This is a genomic window from Paenibacillus sp. OSY-SE (assembly GCF_000283315.1).
GTDB lineage: Bacteria > Bacillota > Bacilli > Paenibacillales > Paenibacillaceae > Paenibacillus_B > Paenibacillus_B profundus.
The window spans coordinates 38,511-57,066 of record NZ_ALKF01000173.1 but is presented as its reverse complement, the minus strand read 5'-3'; the positions used below and the strand labels follow the sequence as shown (position 1 = coordinate 57,066).

The 18,556-nt window shown below is 52.4% G+C and carries 13 protein-coding genes; 8 read left to right on the top strand and 5 right to left on the bottom strand.

Annotated features, from left to right (window positions below):
• Positions 1-24 precede the first annotated feature (24 nt).
• Positions 25-363: a DsrE family protein gene (locus A372_RS0111385; protein WP_019420977.1), complete on the top strand. Its 339-nt coding sequence runs from the start codon at positions 25-27 to the stop codon at positions 361-363.
• Between the two features lie 220 nt (positions 364-583).
• Here the strand turns inward: A372_RS0111385 and A372_RS0111380 are convergent, their stop codons facing one another.
• From A372_RS0111380 to A372_RS0111365, 4 genes are all read right to left on the bottom strand, one after another.
• Positions 584-1,654 (bottom strand): tyrosine-protein phosphatase, encoded by a 1,071-nt coding sequence (locus A372_RS0111380; protein ID WP_019420976.1) that lies wholly within the window; start codon positions 1,652-1,654, stop codon positions 584-586.
• A gap of 166 nt (positions 1,655-1,820) precedes the next feature.
• Complete coding sequence (locus A372_RS0111375) at positions 1,821-2,954, bottom strand: Gfo/Idh/MocA family protein (protein ID WP_019420975.1); 1,134 nt, start codon at positions 2,952-2,954, stop codon at positions 1,821-1,823.
• A 113-nt stretch (positions 2,955-3,067) separates the two neighbouring features.
• The gene (locus A372_RS0111370; RefSeq protein WP_019420974.1) at positions 3,068-3,946 is read right to left on the bottom strand and encodes a sugar phosphate isomerase/epimerase family protein; all 879 of its coding nucleotides are present in this window, start codon (positions 3,944-3,946) and stop codon (positions 3,068-3,070) included.
• A 236-nt stretch (positions 3,947-4,182) separates the two neighbouring features.
• Entirely contained in the window at positions 4,183-5,061 is an 879-nt protein-coding gene (locus A372_RS0111365) for a C40 family peptidase (protein ID WP_019420973.1), read from the bottom strand.
• Between the two features lie 321 nt (positions 5,062-5,382).
• Between A372_RS0111365 and A372_RS0111360 the strand changes: the two genes are divergently transcribed.
• The 7 genes from A372_RS0111360 to A372_RS37935 all read left to right on the top strand — a co-directional run bounded on the left by A372_RS0111360 (position 5,383) and on the right by A372_RS37935 (position 15,132).
• Positions 5,383-5,799 carry an OsmC family protein gene (locus A372_RS0111360; RefSeq protein WP_019420972.1) on the top strand — a complete coding sequence of 139 codons (417 nt, stop codon included), beginning with the start codon at positions 5,383-5,385 and terminating at the stop codon, positions 5,797-5,799.
• Positions 5,800-5,973: 174 nt separating this feature from the next.
• Positions 5,974-6,660, top strand: a complete 687-nt coding sequence (locus A372_RS0111355; RefSeq protein ID WP_019420971.1) for a response regulator transcription factor — start codon at positions 5,974-5,976, stop codon at positions 6,658-6,660.
• Positions 6,653-8,014, top strand: coding sequence for a sensor histidine kinase (locus tag A372_RS0111350; protein ID WP_019420970.1), 1,362 nt, complete (start codon positions 6,653-6,655; stop codon positions 8,012-8,014). The genes A372_RS0111355 and A372_RS0111350 overlap by 8 nt, the downstream gene beginning before the upstream one ends.
• Before the next feature lie 211 nt (positions 8,015-8,225).
• On the top strand, positions 8,226-11,327 hold the full coding sequence (locus tag A372_RS0111345) for an efflux RND transporter permease subunit (protein ID WP_019420969.1): 3,102 nt from the start codon (positions 8,226-8,228) through the stop codon (positions 11,325-11,327).
• Between the two features lie 3 nt (positions 11,328-11,330).
• Complete coding sequence (locus A372_RS0111340) at positions 11,331-12,593, top strand: efflux RND transporter periplasmic adaptor subunit (RefSeq protein ID WP_019420968.1); 1,263 nt, start codon at positions 11,331-11,333, stop codon at positions 12,591-12,593.
• A 15-nt stretch (positions 12,594-12,608) separates the two neighbouring features.
• Complete coding sequence (locus A372_RS0111335; protein WP_019420967.1) at positions 12,609-14,534, top strand: hypothetical protein; 1,926 nt, start codon at positions 12,609-12,611, stop codon at positions 14,532-14,534.
• Between the two features lie 451 nt (positions 14,535-14,985).
• Entirely contained in the window at positions 14,986-15,132 is a 147-nt protein-coding gene (locus tag A372_RS37935; RefSeq protein ID WP_192813605.1) for a hypothetical protein, read from the top strand.
• 157 nt (positions 15,133-15,289) lie between these two features.
• On the opposite strand, the gene A372_RS0111330 is transcribed toward A372_RS37935, so the two are convergent.
• Positions 15,290-18,427 carry an alpha-mannosidase gene (locus tag A372_RS0111330; RefSeq protein WP_019420966.1) on the bottom strand — a complete coding sequence of 1,046 codons (3,138 nt, stop codon included), beginning with the start codon at positions 18,425-18,427 and terminating at the stop codon, positions 15,290-15,292.
• Positions 18,428-18,556 lie beyond the last annotated feature (129 nt).

Here is an 18,556-nt window from a genome sequence, read left to right as displayed (position 1 = left end):
CGTACAGGCTGGAGGTCAAGAAGCATGAACGGGAAAGTCATTTTACTGACATCGGATTCGATTGGGGCGCAGGAGAACGGTCTCGGCGCTACCATTCTGGAAACATTTTTGACGTTGCTGAAGCAGCGGGAGGAGCAACCGGCGGCCATCTTCTGCATGAACCGCGGAGTGTTGGCCCTTACGTCCCGTTCGCTGGCATCGCTGCAGTTCGCGGAATTGGCTCAAGCGGGGGTGCCGGTGCTCGCTTGCAAGACATGTGTCGATCATTATGGCATCGCAGATGAGCTGGCAGCAGGCGAAATATCGAGTATGGGCGCATTTGTCGATTTGGCTTCGCAGTACGAAGTCGTCACATTGGGATAGCAGAGCAGCTGAACAGTTGAACAGCTATATTAGTGTATACGGAAGACCGAGTTCTCTTTGAGGGCTTGGTCTTCTTCTATTTTTTCCGTTCAAAAGAAATATATAGAGAATCAAGGTTCCTTCTATCAACATCTTATTCGTTCTCGCTCCATGCGAAAAAGCCCTGACCCTTACGGAAAACCTCCGTGGGGGCAAGGGCCGTGACAGGCTGGCGCTGCAGTTACTCCAGCAGCTTCCGCTTCAGCTCTTCTATATCCGTTTCGGTTAAGCCGAGGGCATCCTCTAGGTATGGGTGGATGCCGCCGTATGCTTGTTCCATTTCCTCGAACGCGGCGGTCAAGTACTCTGGACGAGCTTCCATGACGGCTTGCAGCACGTCAGGGTTCACGAGCCCGAGCCTATCCGCTATCCTGGCTTCCGTCTTCAGACGCAAGTTAAAGACATTCAAGTACCTATTCGTCAGCATATAGTCGTACATGACCGTCTCCTTCGGGACACCGATCGCGATGAGAATGAGTGCAGATATGAGACCGGTGCGGTCTTTGCCGGCTGTACAGTGGAAGAGAAGCGGCGTGCCGTCCTCGCGAAGCAGCAGCTCGAAGACGCTGCGGATGCCGGCTGTGGAATGAACGAGCGAACGGTTCAGGTCGACGAGCAGCTGCCCCGGCTCGCCCGTATTAAAGGCGGACGGCTGTCGGATGACATCCCGCGATTGGCGAATGGCAGTTGACCCTGACAATTGCACGAGTGGGACGTGATTGCTGTTCACTGCCTGCAGGGGCGGAGAAGGCATGGAGGCTACTTCATCGCTGTCGCGGAAATCGCACAGGGCGCGCAGATGGAGTGAATCGAGATAGGACACATCGTCCGCTGTCAATTCAGATAGCTCTGCTGCCCGGTACAGCCGGCCCCAGCGCACTCTTCGTCCGTCGCTGGCAGCATAGCCTCCCAGATCGCGAAAGTTGGAACCGCCTGCAAGCGGCAGCACGCGTTCACCTACGGTCAACACCGCATAACCGCTCTGCACCACGTGAACGTAGCAACGGCGTCCGGGCGTTGGATCGCCGAACTCCAGAGCTGTTCCCTCGGTGCCGGTGGTGCTGGTGATGAAGGTAGCCTGCGCCCGATCCCAGTCGGGTGAAGGGCTGTTGTACACTTCATACTCGGCACCAGGCCTGCCGCATGATAAGTGCAAGCTTAGCTTGCCTGGTGCGCTTCCGCGCGTCAGCTCGGCTTGAAGGGCTGGTGCAATGGAGCGGGTAGACGGTGTCATCGATTCGGATGTGGACATATCGCATCACCTCTATCTATGATGTTAGGTCTCCGTGCGGGCACGGGACGGAAGACAGTGTTGCTGCTTCCATCATACAACATATCAGACGCTCCGAGCGAATGAGCAGCTCTACCGTACCCCCAAGCCGTTTACAAGAGGGTGGTCGCAGCACTCCGTGAATCCGTTAGAGGGTAGATAAGTCAATGGCTGTGGAGATGGAGGATGCAGCAATCTCCTCCGCAGTCACCTCGCGACCGAGCGTGCTCGACATATAGATGCCTTCACTGATAAGCATGGTGTTCAGCGCCAATTCAGCTGTTGGCAGAAGCGGCACAAGTCCGTTCAACGCAGCTGCCCAGTGACCTTGCGAAGAGTCGTATGCCCATTCATTCGGGTTGAGCAAATGATTGCGGCTGTCCATGGAATCGAGATCGATCGTCGCGTTCAAGTCTAAATCAGCTACTGTGCTGTGATAAGAGAACGAATGCGCTCCCTGGCTCGTGCGGTAAGGCATGCGGATACCGCCTTCGGATCCGACGATGCTGCTGCCTTCGAAGCTGCTAAGGTATATCGCCCATGCTTCTACGATATCGAGCGTCACGCCGCCTTCGAATTTGACGAAGCCAAGACCAAGCTCTTCCACGTCGAACTTGCTCTGTTCACGGCGGTCCTGGAGCATTTCCATTTCTTGATACGTCTGCCCGCTGATGCGCGCCACCTTCGGCAGGCCAAGCAGGTATAGCAGTTGGGAAATGTGGTATACGCCCATGTCATATAGCGCTCCGCCTGAAGCGGTCGCTTTCTGTGTGAAGGCCATCGAGCCGTATCCGTCGACGAATGGGCGGCCGCGGCGGCGGAAGCCTGTGGAGCGGGCGTGATACAGCTTGCCAAGCTTCCCGGCGTCGATTAATGCTTTAGCTGCTTTCGTCTCTTTGGAATAAAGCGTCCCCAATTGGATGTGCAGCATGCGGCCGGTTGCTGCGGCGGCTTCTACCATTGCTGCGCCGTCCCGGTAGGAGCCGGCAATCGGCTTCTCGCAGTAGACGTGCTTGCCGGCTTCCAATGCGGCTATCGTAACTGGAGCATGGAAGTTGTTGTGCAAGCATACATCGACAGCCTCGATGTCATCTCGTTGCAGTAGCTTGCGGAAGTCGGTATACACATGGGGCACCCTGTATTGCTCGGCGACGCGCGTTGCTTCTCCTTCATTCACATCGCATACCGCGATAACGTCGACACCTCCGACATGCGCATACTCACTTGCATGGTGCTTTCCAATCTGACCGACACCAATGATGGCGATACGTCTTCGTTCCATTTATTTTCCTCCTGCTATCACTATCTCTTCTCTATCCGCTCCTCCTTAAATTCGGGTTCTTGCAACCTTTTCGATGCTGAATAGGTCTTTTTGAACACGCGCTATAAAAACATTCAGTCTGAAATATGTTCTGAACTGCTGCTGCTCTCGTTCCGGCACGCGGCCACATGATGACGCAGCTTGTTCAATGCGTCGCCTACTGCGTTCAATTGGTCATTGTCCGCATTGTACTCAATGGCCCAATATCCATCGTATCCGGCTTGGATCAAGCTGGATACACGCTCCACGGCGTTATCTGCCTCAACTAAGCGGTGATCGACATGGGTATGGCGGACCCAACGGCTAACTTGTCGATCTCCTTCCTTCGCTAAGAGCGCGGCATCTTCCGCTGTAGCTTTACGGTGGCCGAATGGAACGCCTGTCGCCTGCCAGCGTCCGAGATGAAGCAGAATGCCGTAATGCGGGTGGTCGACTGCTTCGGAGATGCGAACGAGAGATTCCGGGAACAATGCGAGCCCGGTATGATTTTCGGGGCCTACCCAGTAACCGCCGTCAGCGGCCCGATCAGCATATTCACGGTAACGTGCGACAATGTATTCCAAAGCTTCGTCGCTTAGCTGACCGTCACCGTGCAGCACCGCATCCAAGCGCACCGATTTCGCCTCTAGTATTTCAGCGGCCCGTAGATAGGAGAGCGCATTCTGATGGAGCGCCTCCCGTACCTCCGGATCAGCGTCCCATAGATGTGCGCTATCTACAGCAATGTTCACCAGGGTCATTTCTCGCTCCTTCAAAGCGTCGCGGATGCGCCGCAGTTGGTCGTCGTCAGCGACTTTCCAGAGCGGGCGCGAGCTGTCAGCGAAGAAGGCGTTCCAGAAATCAATGGCGTGGAGCTGATAACGTGCATGCACCGTGTCAATATAAGAGAAAATATCCATTTTCCCTTCCACGCGCATGTTATTGAACGAAAATCCACCTATAGATAATTTCATGCTTCTCCTCCTTTGCACAGCAACGGTTTCCCTACGAGCGTAGCAGATTATGGAATCTTCAACAATCCCTTCCTTGTGCTGTAATAGTACTGTTTAAATACCAAGCTTACCCTGCTGCTGCTTCTTGCGCCGGATCCCGAACTTTTCTGCGATGTCACTATAATCTCTATAAAAATAATTATGCATGTAAAAACGAAAAAAACCGCAGATTATCTCTGCGGCCCCAGACAGGTAAATTAAAGAACACGCTTGGCACCGACATAGGTGCGGCTTGACCAAGAGGATGACAGGCTCGACACAATAACGCGGTGAGCATTGCCTGATGAAGCATTCAAATACTGGTTGTTTCCGATGTATATGCCAACATGCGTTATGGATTTTCCTCCGTCCGCAAAGAAGAGCAAATCTCCAGGCTGCGGGTTGCTTACGGACGTGCCGGTGGCACGATACATGTCGCGGGAAGTGCGCGGCAGGGATATTCCATGCTTGCTATATACATAATTAACATATCCGGAGCAATCGAAGCCGCTCGGTGAAGTGCCGCCCCATACGTAGGGCACACCGACGTAACTGTGGGCCGTGTTCAGGATGCGATCCGTCAGGGCGCCTGTTTTTGGCTCAGCTGCCTTAGGCACTTCTGGGGCATGGCGCTCAATGCTTGGAATGGTCTTTAAGTATTGAGGATTCCATGTAAATTCTAAATTGTATTGCTCCATTAAAAAGCGCAGCGGGAGATATGTATTGTTTTTGTACGCCCATGGCTCGCTTCCCATATCAACGGTTTGGCCATCAACTTCGGCTTTCGGACTGTCGGTGCGGAACCGTATGGTCTTGTCGCCGTTGGAAAATTCAATCTCAACAATATCTTCATCAACAGTCGTCCAATTTATCGTATACCCCATTCGATCGGCAAAGCCGCGCAGCGGGACGTAAAGGTTCTCATTTTCATCAAGAATTGGAATAATATCAGTAAATTGTAATGCTTCTCCGTTCACGTTAATCGTCACTTGCTTTGCTTCGGCAGCATGTACCGTCGCTCCAAGAGCGCTGTCTGCCCACAGCATGCAACCGAATACTGCGCCTGCCACTAGGACAGTGCGTAAGGCGGTTTTCACTGCATCTCCTCCTTAAATGTAAAAAATGTAAGTTGATTACTAATTAATCGACAAAACTAGACTAGCATAGTTGTTAAAAAGTTGACAATAGTCTGGGAGAATCATTATTACAAAAATGTAACTATTGTTCAAACTTCCTTCGCAGTGCTGGTTTTAAGCGGGATCTCTGCTAACTTAACCACAGAACTGATATTGGAAATGAAAGGAATAATGATGAAAATAGAGAAAATTGTCGAAAAAAGTACTGGAAATTCGCCCGTAAACCTTACTATGTCAGTAGTTGCAAACAAACTGGCCGAGGATGAAAAGGAGACTTTGCTTATGCATGTATTTGTGAAAAGACAGAAACCGTACCAGCAAGTTGGGTGCGCCCATTCGCGCAACGTCTTAATTGAACATGGAGGCGGGGGTGAAGGTCATGAAGCTGGATTTAGTGCTTTGGAACTATGGCTGCTCGGGCTCGCTTCCAGTGTGGGAACCTCGATGGAGGACTATGCTAATGAGAAGGAATGGAATATTACCTCTCTGCAGATTGAGGTCGAAGACGAGGTGAACGAGGAGGGTTACATTATGGATTTGAAGTTCTATATTACGGCTGAAGGGCTGACTGCTGCCCAGAGAGGCGAAATGTTCGGTGCCGTCCGGCAAGAGTGCAAGCTGCTGCATACAGTGAACCCTAATGTAGAGCTCTACTTCGCTGACAGGCTGGTGAAAGACGAAATCGGGCCTGCAGATTAGGTGGATACGGTTGTTTCAATACGTAAAATTATGGATCTAACACTTGCAATATAATACAATTAGGTCAAGTTCAAGAAGGGAACTTGAACAGCCTCAAGCTGACTGCTTGGTGAACATCAGGCAAGTATATTGCATGTGGGAACGAACCATTTGTGTTGAAGGAGACCGGGGTGGATGAGGACGATATTGGTAGCGGATGATGACGATCATATTCTCGAGCTTATCGGATTGTATTTGCGTAACGAAGGGTTCCGGGTGCTTGAAGCAAGGGATGGATTGGAAGCCATTCAACTAATGGAAGTGAATCGAGTGGACTTGGTTATTTTGGACATTATGATGCCGTGTATGGATGGGTGGGAACTGTGCAGCAAGCTGCGGCGCGGCTATCCTGATTTGCCCTTGCTTATGGTGACCGCGAAGGGGGAGCCGGGGCAGAAGATCAAAGGGTTTCAGCTTGGTACTGACGATTACATAACGAAGCCGTTCGATCCGATGGAGCTCGTCATGCGAGTGAAAGCGTTGCTTCGACGTTATCGGATCGTATATTCACAAGTTGTCCAGCTTGGCCAGCTGCGGTTGGATCGCAGCAGTTATAAAGTGATTAAGCCGGAAGACGATTCATCTATGACATTGCCGTTGAAAGAGTTCGAGCTGCTATTTAAGCTCGCAAGCTGCCCAGGACAAATCTTGACGCGCGAGCAGCTGATTCAAGAAATATGGGGAATCGATTACGTAGGAGACGATCGCACGGTAGACGTACATATTAAGCGCCTTCGCGAACGTTTTTCCAGTTATACGGACATATTCAACATCGTTACAGCCCGCAGTCTCGGCTACCGCTTAGAGGTATACCATGATTAAGACGCTGTATGTGCAGGTTGTGCTCACTTTTATGCTAGCGCTTATTGTCGGCATTTTCGCTGCGTTTTCTGTTTCGGGGATGCTGTTTCAAAAAGAGATGGAAGAGGCTGCGTATCGCGATTTATCGAAGCTGGGAGAAGATCTGGCCCGTCTTCGAGCGGGCATGCCGCTGTCTCAATTTGAACAATATTTGCTATCGATGCAGTCACTTGATTTGTTTCAAGTGCAAATTTTCGATAATCAGGGCCGCACTGTGCTGCAGCGTAGCATTAACAGGCATCAGCTCTACCCTGTGGAAGCGGAACAGATTAAGCAAGTGTTGGCGGGCGAAAAGGTCCGCATGACCGCGGCTAACAACGAGAGTGTTCCGATTATCGGGATTCCTGTAGATATTGGGGAAGAGCGGCAGGCACTAATTTTACAGATGTCCATCGGCGGCTTGGACGTCATCGGACGCTTCATCATCATGGTGCTTATCGTCGTGCTCGTAGTGGGAAGCTTATGCTTCTTGGTGGCTGCGAGCTATATCGTCCTTCCGGTGAAGAAGATGACCGCGGCTACAAGGAGAATGGCAAAGGGTGATTTTACGACCGAATTGCGCATGAAAAGAAGGGATGAGATCGGTGAATTGGCGGCAAGCTTCAACAACATGGCGAAAGAGTTGAATCAGGTGGAGCAAATGCGGCAAGATTTCGTCTCGAATGTCTCCCATGAGATTCAATCACCCTTGACGTCGATATTCGGCTTCGCCAAAGCGCTTAAAAATAACGTTGTCCCTGAACAACAACGTGAACGGTACCTGCAAATTATTATGACGGAAAGCGAACGATTGTCCCGTGTAAGTGACAATCTGCTGCAGCTCGCTTCCTTGGAGTCAGAGCATCATCCTGTAAATATGAGGACCTATTCATTAGACGAACAACTTCGTAAAGCTATTGTTGCCTTTGAACCGCAATGGCAGGCCAAATCATTACAGATGGACCTGCAGTTAGAAGCGGTCACGATTACTTCAGACGAAGACATGCTAAGTCTCGTCTGGATGAATCTGATTGGCAACAGTATGAAATTCACTCCGGATAACGGAACGATCACAATCGTGTTGTCCCGCCAGTCAAAAGGAATTGAAGTTGTCATTTCCGATACCGGTATCGGCATACCTAAAGAGGATTTGAACCGGGTGTTCGAACGGTTCTATAAGGCGGATCGGTCACGGCGGCGTGACGGTAACGGAAGCGGTCTCGGCTTGGCGATTGTGAACAAGGTCATGTCTCTGCATAACGGAACGGTTGCGCTGGCAAGCGTGAGCGGTCAAGGAACGAAGGTGACGGTGACACTGCCGTTAATAAAAGGATAATTCGCCAATAGTGTCTCTTGCCATGCTATTTATTCATAGTAAAAAGGTAATGTATGTTTTCCACGACCATAACCGTGTTCGCTGCGGTTATGGTTTTTTTGTTCCTTAATTTTCCTTTGTTCATGCTCCGTTCATATTTCATTGTTACGTTATGTTCTAGGCCGGAACCTTGGTACATAAAGCCATGTAAGGAGGAGACAAGGAGGAAAGTATGAACGCATTAATTCGATTTTCAATGAAAAATGTGGCTGCGGTTCTTATTATCGTAGCGATGCTGTTCGGGGGAGGGTTGTATGCGTCCACGGGCTTAAAAATAGATAACATGCCTAACATCTCGTTCCCGCTCGTCTTAGTGACTGCACAGTATGAGGCCCCTCCGCAGGATGTGATGGAGGAGGTGACGAAGCCGATTGAGAAAAAAATATCCGGCATGGAGCGCGTGAAGTCGATCTCCTCGACGTCGAGCGCCCAGACATCTGTGATCCTCGTGACATTTGAGGAAGGCGTGGATACGGATCGGAAGAAATCGGATATGGAAAGTTTGATTCAGGAAATCTCATTCCCGGCTGGTATGGATCGCCCTCATGTATCTACGCTCGGCGTTGCATCGATCCCTTCCTATTACTTGGCCATGTATGCGGACGAAGGCATGACGCAGCCTGAACTGGAACAGCATTTCGAGAAGACGATCAAACCAGGTTTTCAAGCATTAAGGGGCTTGGATCATATGGATATTATCGGAGCGAGCAGCACGACGCTCAACATCCGTCTATCGCCTGAGAGGCTCCGCTCATACGGGCTTGCGCCGGCGCAAGTGTCGGAGGCGCTGCGCAGCGCTCTGGCAACCGGGCCTGCGGGAATGGTGGAGCTGGATGGGAACACGCTTCTTGCACGCATGGACAACGGAATAAGCAGCGTGAAGCAGCTTGAGGATATCCCTTTGCGGACGGCCCAAGGAGGAACGGTGCACCTTGCCGAACTGGGGAGGATTGCCGAGATTACCGAGTCCAAGTTCATGGCAAGGCTGGACGATCAACCGGCCATCGGCATTTTGCTGTATAAGGCAGACGGCGCGAATGCAGTCGAGTTCACCACCGGGGCGGATCTCCTGATGGAACAGTGGAAGTCGGATCTCGCGGGCGTAACCTTCAAGAAGGTATACAATTACGCAGACGAAGTCAAAGAATCCATCGGAGGACTTGTGCGCGAAGGGCTTGTCGGCGCTTTGCTGGCATCGCTCATGGTTCTTGTCTTTCTGAGAAATATGCGGATGACGCTAATCGTGCTCGTGTCCATTCCGCTGTCGGTGCTCATCGCTCTGCTGCTTATGAAATGGATGGACATATCGCTTAATATTATGACGCTGGGCGGCATGTTTATAGCGATTGGCCGCGTCGTCGACGACAGCATCGTCGTCATTGAAAATATATATTCCAAGCTCCAGCGTGCTACTGAGAAGAATGAGTCGGTCATCGCCTTGGCGACCAAGGAAGTGGCGAATGCCATCACGTCATCCACGTTGACGACAGTGGGCGTATTTGCGCCAATCGGCATGATTAGCGGACCGGCCGGTCAATTGTTCCGTCCCTTCGCCATTACGCTGGCCTGCGCCTTGATGGCATCGCTGCTGGTTGCCTTGACCGTTATCCCGATGCTTGCCAAGCTGATCGTGCTGAAGCAGGCTGATATCAAGGGGCACGACGAGTCCAAGCCATCGGTTCTTGCGTCCAGCTACCGGCGATTGCTGGAGTGGTCTTTGGCTCACCGCTTGAAGACCCTGCTTATATCGGGTCTGCTGTTCATCGTCACGATGGTGGCGATTGTGCCGCTGCTTTCCTTTACCTTTATGCCGGAAGGTAATCCGCCGCGTCAGTTCTACTTCACGGTGAAGCTGCCTTATGAGAGTTCCTTGAAGACGACAGACTTCATCTTGAAAGAAATGGAGGCAGAGCTGCGTGCGGCACGGGACGGGCAGGACCGCCCTCTGTTCACATTCATCGAAACACTGGTCGGTTATGGCGGCGTGCCGAGTCCAATGCCATATACGGCACAAATATATACGGAAGTGAACGAAGAGGCTGATGTCGATCAGGCAAAGCGGGAATATAAAGCGAAGCTGGCCAAGCTCATTCCGGCAGGGTCGGAATTGGATACGATGACTTTGTCAGGAGTTGCCGGCTCGTCGCCGGATTTCACCTACGTTCTGTCTGGAGAAGACGCTGCTCAGTTGAGGCAGGCCGCCGCCGTCATCAAGCAAGAAATGAAGAAGTTCCCTGAGCTGTCTGAAATCAAGGACTCATTGAGTGAAGCCACATCGGAAGTCGTCATTGATGTCGATCCGCGCAAAGCGAATCAATTCGGGCTTACCCCTGCTGTCGTGCAGAACACGCTGCAAACGTGGTTGTTTCAAAACAAAATTGGCGAATATCGGTATGAGGAAGGACTGCTTCCTACTGTAGTGGAAACCGAGGGCGGGGGGCGGAACGGCTTGCAGTCTGTTGGCCTTATCCAATTGAAGACACCGACTCAAGATACGATAGCGATCTCTGATATTGCGGACATCAAACGGGTGCAAGCGCCTGCCTCCATTAAGCGGGACAATCAAAAGCAAGTTATCAACGTAACCGCAAAAATTACCGGACAGAACAAGGGCGGCATCAGCGTCCAGATTGCGGCCGGATTGGATCTGATCGAGCTGCCTGAAGGCGTTGGCCGTTCAGTAACGGGCGTGAGCGCGGACATCGGCGAGAGCTTCAGTCAGCTATTTGTGGCAATGGGCGCTGCGGTATTCGTCGTGTACTTGATTATGGTGCTGACGTTCGGCAATGCGAGCGCGCCATTTGCCATATTGTTCTCCTTGCCGTTCGCGGCTATCGGCGGCGTGCTTGGGCTGTTTGTAACCAATGAATCGATCAATATTACATCCCTCATCGGTTTCATGATGCTTATCGGCATCGTGGTGACGAATGCCATCGTGTATCTCGACAAGGCGCAACAGCTGCGCGAAGCGGGATGGGGTGTTCGTCCGGCATTGATCGAAGCGGGGCTCTCCCGTCTGCGTCCTATCATCATGACAGCCGGCGCCACGATTATGGCGTTGCTGCCGCTTGCATTCGGGTTCGGCCATGGAACGCTCATTTCGCGGGGGTTGGCGGTTGTCGTTATCGGCGGGCTGACCGTATCTACGCTCTTAACGCTCGTCGTCGTTCCGATCATTTACGATATCATTGCCCAGCGGCAGCGAAGCGGTAAGCGCGCTTCCGGACAACCGGGGAACGATGCGGCACCGCATGCCGCAGGAAAGGGGATATAACTCATGAATCAAACATATAGAAGCAGCCGCATCACAAGAGCGCTTCTCCTGGCGATACTCGCGGGAACGGTTGTTGTCGCCGCCGGATGTTCTCAGCCAGACCAGGCCAATGAGCCGGGAGCAGAGAGCGGGCAGCAGACATCCATTCCCGAGGTCAAGACGGCGGCTGTGGCCAAGCAGCCGATGGGAGCGCCGGCGGAGGTTGTAGCCGATATTACTCCATCGGTCATGATGGATATCGTCGCGAAGGGAGCGGGCGATGTCGTGTCGGTGCAGAAGCAGCGCGGGGAGCAGGTCAGACGCGGGGAAGTGATTGCCCGCACGGATGTAGCCCGCATTGAGTCGCAGAAACGGCGGGCGGAACTCGCGTTGCAGAGCGCCCAGAAGCTGCTTACGTCATCACGGGAGACCAAGCGCGTGAACATGGCTGAAGCGCGCTTGTCGATTACGAAGCTGGAAGCCCAAATTGAGGAGCAGACGAAGGCGCTGAACAAGCTGAAAAACGGATATGACGAAGGCACGGTGGAAAAAACGGCCATCGAACAGGCGGAGATGCAGCTTAAAAATGCCAACCTTGATTTGCAAGTGCTGAAAATGAAGCTGGATACGGCGGAGAGCGTTAAGTCCGATGTGACGGTCGAGGATCAAATCGCGGCCGCTCAGTATCAGTTGGCGGAGGCGAACCTCGCGCTGGAAGAAGCGGAAATTAAAGCGCCTGCCGATGGCATATTGACGGAATGGGAAGCTCTCGCTGGGATGACTGTGGCTTCCGGGACGAAGCTGGGCCGCGTCGCCAACATCCGCACGGTGCGTGTTCAGGCGAAGCTGGCCGAAGATATGCTCCCGCTCGTGCACGGTAAAAAGACGTTGGCTTTTTATGTATCCGGCAGCCGGGAGAAAAGCCTTAATGGAACAATCACATATTTGTCTTCCGTCATGGATATGGATACGCGCACATATGCCATCGAGATGAAGGCGGATAATGCCAAGCTTGAACTGAAGCCGGGAATGAAGGTTCAGATCAGCCTGGCGGGAGAGAAAGAGCGCGAGGTTCCTGTCGTGCCGGCGAACGCAGTCGTGCGCGACCAGGGAGCGACATTCGTCTTTATATATAAAGACGGTAAGGCAGTGAAGCGTTCTGTCACTCTGGGTCCGTTGGAGGAAGCCATGTATGCGGTGACGGACGGATTGCGGGAAGGAGAGTCCATTATAGTCTCAGGTCAGCATCAACTAAAGGATAAGCAGCAGGTGCGGCTTGCGCAGTAAAGGAGATGGCGAGAAATGAATAGAAAATTGATTCAATTGACAGCTGCCGCTGTTCTACTTGGAATCAGCGTTGGCTCGACTTCGGTCTACGCGCGCCAACCTGCGGATGACGGTCGTGCAACCGTTCATGCCGCCAAGGGGGAGAAGCCTAACGTAGCCAACCCGGTCAATCAGGGGACTCAGGAAAAACCGGACTATACCGCTAATAAAGCTAAAAATGTTAACAACACTAATCCGACTATACCGGTACAAACGTCGACACCCAATGCAACGGAATATATGAAGGCCAAGTTCCGATTACAAATCGAGCTAGCCGATGTCATCAATAGCGATACGACTGAGGGGCGGCAGGTTGCCGCTGTAATTAAGCTAAAGAACGAATCGGGCAAACGGCTTCGCCTGCCTGACTATGAGCTGTTCGTGCAAATGGATAATAAGGCGGAGTACGCCATGGAGCCCAGCTCGAACAATGCGCGCGTGCTGTCGCCGGGCGAAATGGCCGAATGGCGCTGGATGAGCCATGTGATGGCTGAGGAAACGGCTGCTCCTGTCCGATTTATATGGAAGGAAATCAATCGTGAGGTGTATCCGAAAAAGGAGACTGCCATCGCCACAATGAATATGCCGCAGCAGGCATGGGAGAATGACTACACGCCGATAACCGATCCTGAATCGATTAAGGAGTGGGGCCAACCTTTTCAGTTGAGCGCATTGTCTGATACATCTATGCTTATCTATACGCCGATAAGCATCGTGAAGAGCTCAGGCAAGCCGGAACAGGCGGCAGAGCGCGGCAAAGAAAAGCTGGAGTCCATCCATGTCGTCACGTTCCGCGTAGAGAACCGGAACAGCATACGGGAAAGTGTGCCTGACTTTAAGTTGATTGCCTGGTCTAACAATGAACTGTATTACAGCAAGAAGCTTGGTAAAGTTCCCGAGTCGCTCTTGCCTGGGGAAGGTGCGACCCTCCGATTTGCGGTCGAGACAGGGCCCCGTGCGGAGCTGACCGGCTTGCAGCTGATGACGCCGGAATCGTTCCAGCCTCCGGGAGCGGCCGATGCGACGCAAGCTGTTACGTATCAAGTAGGGCGTCTCTTCATTAACATTACGAAGCAAGCGTCAGCCCAAGTGACACCGACCGACTACAAGCTGCGGGAGCCGATGAAGTTCGGAGCAGGGGTTGATTTGTTCCCCGAGGGATTGAAAGTATCGATCGAGGAAGAGACGACGCTGGAGAACAAAGAAGCGGGCTTCAAAGCGCTGCTGCTTCGCTTCAAGCTCGAGAACAAGAGCGGCTCTTCCGTTGTGCTGCCATCGTTCCACGCTGAATTGGAGAATAAGGACGGAGCCCGATTCGGCGGAGAACGGATCGGTTCCAAGACAGACAAGAAGGCGCTCATTCCGAATGCGGCTGTCGTTGAATCGCATCTGTTCGTTCTGCCTGATGGGGATAAGGGACAAGAGCTGCTGCTTCATATTGTTGATAGCCGCGAAGAGAAGGAGTATCCATTCGTCGTCGATACGTTCCGCTTTAAGACGAGTCCTGATTATACAGGTGATTTGTTGTTCGACATGTACCCGTTCCGATTGAAGATCGACGATTGGGAGGGCAAGTGGCTCCGGGACGGAAATTCGATAATGGAATCAACCTCATATGCATTGAAGCTGAAGCTCAATATCGATCGCGCCCAACAGGTAATGGCCGATCCGAGCTTGTCCAAAATCAGATTGGAAATGACGGATCACGGCGGCCGCGTGCTCGGAACGAAGCTGTTCTCGCTCGTCGAGGAGCCTCGTCTGGCAGAGGGCGAGCAGAACATCATCTTCCAGAATATTGACATGGTAAGTGTGAGATACCCGGTTATCGTCAATTTCTACGAAGTGCTGGATACGCCTTACGGCCCGGTGAAGCGTTTCTTGGGCAAAGTTATCCGAAATTAAATAGTTAACATGCGCTACCCCTTGTAGGTAACAATGAGAAAACACATAGGTTAAGATGTGTTTTCAATTGTTACCTCTAGGGGAGTTTTTCTTTTTATTAACATTTTAAATGAGCTCTTCGTCTAATGAATAAGATAGCACACGATTACGGAGTGGCTAGTGGGTGTATCATGCATGAACAATGCTATTTAAAAGGGGTATCCGGAAACAGAACGTACTCTACTATAAATAACTTGAGCTAGATTGTTCTCCGCAGTCGAAGTTAGTTCCATTGGAAAATATACAGTGAAATGTACGGTTTAAGCGTCTAAATGGTGTTCAGACTGTATTATGTCCAGTGGATTTGGCGCTTTTCAGTGATTGCTCCTCAATGGAATGGCAAAGCATTGGATAATTCCAATGAAACCTGTTGTAGAAGAGGCATAGGTGCTGTTCCATTGGACAAAATCCAATGGAAGATGAGATAAGCTTATTTGTATTTGTTTCTCCTGTAGCGAAAAATGCCATCAATACGTTGCAGGTGGAACTGCTGATAAGTTGGTGGACCCCAATAGCTAATTTACCTTATTGTGGAGGAGGTGTTTTTGATCCGCAGTAATACGATTATTTTGGTTTGTTATTTTCCGTTTTAGTTGGTTGTGCTTCGACAACGGCTCACGAAGAGGGAGCGCAGAAGTTTAATACGGATATAGAGAAGTAAAGATAAACAGCAGCCTACACCGAAGTGCCGGTGCAGGCTGCTGTTTTTGTTGGATTTATGTCAACGTAACCAAGAACGTACGAATTTCATACGGCTTGAGCGTAAAGGCAAATTCGTCTTTCAGCACATCGCCCTGCGGACGCTCCATCAAGTCGCATTCCTGCCAAGACTTGATGTGCAGGTCGCTTATCACGCGAACGTTGCTGCGGGAGCCAGAGAAATCGTGTACGCGCAGTACGACCTGCTCGCTGTCTTCCGCCTTCTTCACGGCGTCAATCATGACGTTCGGCGCGTCGATGCGGAACATCGAGAATTCATCCTGCTCGCCCCGGCCTACGGTGCAACGGAGCGGGTTGTTCAGCATCCAAGCCTCCTGAACGGTATGGCCCGCATACCAATCGCCTGTGTGCGGCAGCAGCGAGTACGTAAATGCATGGTACCCTTGGTCAGCCGTCGGGTCAGGGTGAGTCGCGCACTTGATGAGCGACAGGCGGATAACGTTGTCTTTAATGTCATAGCCGTATTTGCAATCGTTCATCAAGCTGACGCCGTAGCCGCGATCGGACAAGTCGGCCCATTGATGGCCTACGGACTCGAACCGCGCCCAATCCCAGCTCGTATTCCAATGTGTCGGCCGCTTTACGTTGCCGTACTGGATATCGTACGTCGCTTCCGTTGCACGCACATCGACTGGGAACGCCACCTTCAGCAATTGCTTCGGATTGCGCCAATCAGCCTCCGTCTTGAAGTCGATGCGGCGGTTATGCGCGTAAACGATCATATCTTGCTCGATCGTCGCCTTCATGTACGTCCAAGTGAAGCGGACGACTGCACGGAGTTCGCCGTTCTCCATCGTTTCCACAGATTCCAGCGTCGTCACCTCACGCATTTTCTCCTGATAGAAAAGATCGATATCCCATGCTTCGTGAGCAAGCGGCTTATCTTCGAACACCTGCAGTACGTTGCCGCGTGCGCCTGCCGCCAGCACTTCGCGCTCTGCCTGCTTGTCGTAGATACTGGTCAGCTGGCCATTTTCGTTCCACGCAAGCGTGTAGAACGGCGTGTCCACGCCCGAAGGGCTCACCGCAAATGGCGACCCCGATACATCTGCTGCAGCTGGAGCTTCTTCCGCCCGGAAGCGGATCGTCGTGAAGCCCATGGACGGCACGTCCTTCACCTCGACTATCCAGCCGCCATCCGTGCGCTGGGCTTGCAGCGTGCCGCCCGTTGCGTCCAGCCATGCGCCAGCTGCGCCGCTTGCGGCCGCATCGATGCTCACCCAGTGGGTGGCCGTCCACGGCGATCCGTTCCACACCGTGAACGTGCCCGCGCTGCCAGCCGGAAGGAGCTTCTGCACGGACTCGTTCAGCACGCCTTCACCAAGCTGCCACGCTTCCGCATATTCCGCGGTGCTGTCCTCGTACACTTCGTGTATCGAGGAGCCCGGAATGATATCGTGGAACTGGTTGCGAAGAATGATCTTCCAGCCTTCGTTCAACTCGTCGTGGCGATAACGCTCCCAGCCATAACGCAAGCTGTCGAGCGCGTTCAGCCATTCAGCCTCGCGGTACATGAGCTCAAGCTTGCGGTTCATCCGCTTATTGTACGCTTGACTCGTGTACGTTCCGCGGTGATATTCTAAGTACAGCTCGCCGTCCCACGTATGGACGTATTCGCTTGTATTATCCACCGTCTCGTGCAGCTTGTTGAAGAACGAGCCTGCGGTTCCTGTCTCGATCTTTGGCATGCCTGGCATCTTATCCAGACGGCGCCGCATTTCGAGCATCGTGCGGTTGACACCGCCGCCGCCATCGCCATAGCCATAGGACAAGAGCAGGTCCTGGTTCAGTTCCTTGTTGCGGTAGCCGTCCCATATTCCTTTGACCGTCTTCGGAATGATATGTCCATTATACGTATAGAACCAGGAACCTGGCTGGCTCCAAGGCTCTGGCGTCGTGATGAAGTGGGTCAGCACTTCGGAACCGTCGATACCGCGCCATTTGAACGTGTCGTGCGGAATGCGGTTGTATTGGTTCCAGCTGATCTTCGTCGTCATGAACGTGCGGATGCCTGATTTGCGCAATATTTGCGGCAGGGCCCAGCTGTAGCCAAACACATCCGGCAGCCACAAATAATCGCATTCTTGGCCGAACTCGTCGCGATAGAAGCGCGTGCCCACCAGCAATTGCCGCACGAGGGATTCACCGCTCGTCAGGTTGCAATCGGCTTCAAGCCACATGCCGCCTTGCGCTTCCCAACGTCCCTCCTTCACGCGGGCTTTAATGCCTTCATACAGTTCTGGATAATCGCTCTTCACATAATCATAGAGCTGCGGCTGCGTCTGCAGGAACACATAATCCGGGAACTGTTCCATCAAGCGCAGCACCGTCGAGAAGGAGCGTGCGCATTTCTCGCGCGTATGCTTCAAGCGCCATAGCCAAGCGACGTCGATGTGCGTATGGCCGATGCATTGCACTGTTACCGGTGATGCTTTCTCGATGCGGTCAATCTGAGCATGGAGGGTATCGCGCGCTTCCGCCACTGACGCATAGAACTCGTCAGAGCCCGGCACCGCCCAATCGATCAGGCGGAATGCGTCATTGACCGCCTTTAACAGCAACGGCTTCTCTGGACGGCCTTCTTCCAATACCTGACTCGTATCGAGCGCAGCCCATGCGGTATAGAACAAATCGTCCGCAGCTTCGTCGAGCCAGCACAGCTCGGCGCGTCTAATGTCATGCTCTTGCTCCTGTGGCTGTCCGCCGCCTTCCAGACCGGACCAGAGGCGGAACGTCAGATCAAGCTTGTTGCCCGAGACACGCTCTGGGAAAAATACTTCCTGGTGATTCGAATCAACACCTTGATACGGCTTGCCCTCAAAGTAGAACAGTGATTCGAAGCCGGAATTGTTGCCGCCGCCTGTCGAGCCGAAGTCAAATCGTCCGAGCACCTTGCGGCCAGACCATTCGGCTGGAACATCCAGTGACGCCTTCATCCACAGATACAGGTCGCGTCCCTTCCATTTCTCGCCGACGCGCAGATCGGTCCATTCGCCGCCCTCGGGCAGCTCAGGCGCAATTTCTTTCCCTTCGTTGACCTGGCTGTGGAATACCGGAATGCCAATACGATCGCGGTAACGCAAGTCGTTCAATTCCTGCAAGCGAGCTTGCAGCTTGTTTTCCGTTAAGAACATAGGAAGGGCCTCCTCTTTAGAACGCAATTAATTTATATTTAATATATTGATTATGATATTATAGGTGTATGGTAAAGTCTAGTGAAGGAATTGTAGTTTTACAGTAAAAAATGTGGCTCTGGCACCATT

Coding starts and splice junctions, on each gene's coding strand:
- A372_RS0111385 (WP_019420977.1), top strand. CDS start 25: ATGAACGGGAAAGTCATTTTACTGACATCGGATTCGATTGGGGCGCAG.
- A372_RS0111380 (WP_019420976.1), bottom strand. CDS start 1,654: ATGTCCACATCCGAATCGATGACACCGTCTACCCGCTCCATTGCACCA.
- A372_RS0111375 (WP_019420975.1), bottom strand. CDS start 2,954: ATGGAACGAAGACGTATCGCCATCATTGGTGTCGGTCAGATTGGAAAG.
- A372_RS0111370 (WP_019420974.1), bottom strand. CDS start 3,946: ATGAAATTATCTATAGGTGGATTTTCGTTCAATAACATGCGCGTGGAA.
- A372_RS0111360 (WP_019420972.1), top strand. CDS start 5,383: ATGCATGTATTTGTGAAAAGACAGAAACCGTACCAGCAAGTTGGGTGC.
- A372_RS0111355 (WP_019420971.1), top strand. CDS start 5,974: ATGAGGACGATATTGGTAGCGGATGATGACGATCATATTCTCGAGCTT.
- A372_RS0111350 (WP_019420970.1), top strand. CDS start 6,653: ATGATTAAGACGCTGTATGTGCAGGTTGTGCTCACTTTTATGCTAGCG.
- A372_RS0111345 (WP_019420969.1), top strand. CDS start 8,226: ATGAACGCATTAATTCGATTTTCAATGAAAAATGTGGCTGCGGTTCTT.
- A372_RS0111340 (WP_019420968.1), top strand. CDS start 11,331: ATGAATCAAACATATAGAAGCAGCCGCATCACAAGAGCGCTTCTCCTG.
- A372_RS0111335 (WP_019420967.1), top strand. CDS start 12,609: ATGAATAGAAAATTGATTCAATTGACAGCTGCCGCTGTTCTACTTGGA.
- A372_RS37935 (WP_192813605.1), top strand. CDS start 14,986: ATGGAAGATGAGATAAGCTTATTTGTATTTGTTTCTCCTGTAGCGAAA.
- A372_RS0111330 (WP_019420966.1), bottom strand. CDS start 18,427: ATGTTCTTAACGGAAAACAAGCTGCAAGCTCGCTTGCAGGAATTGAAC.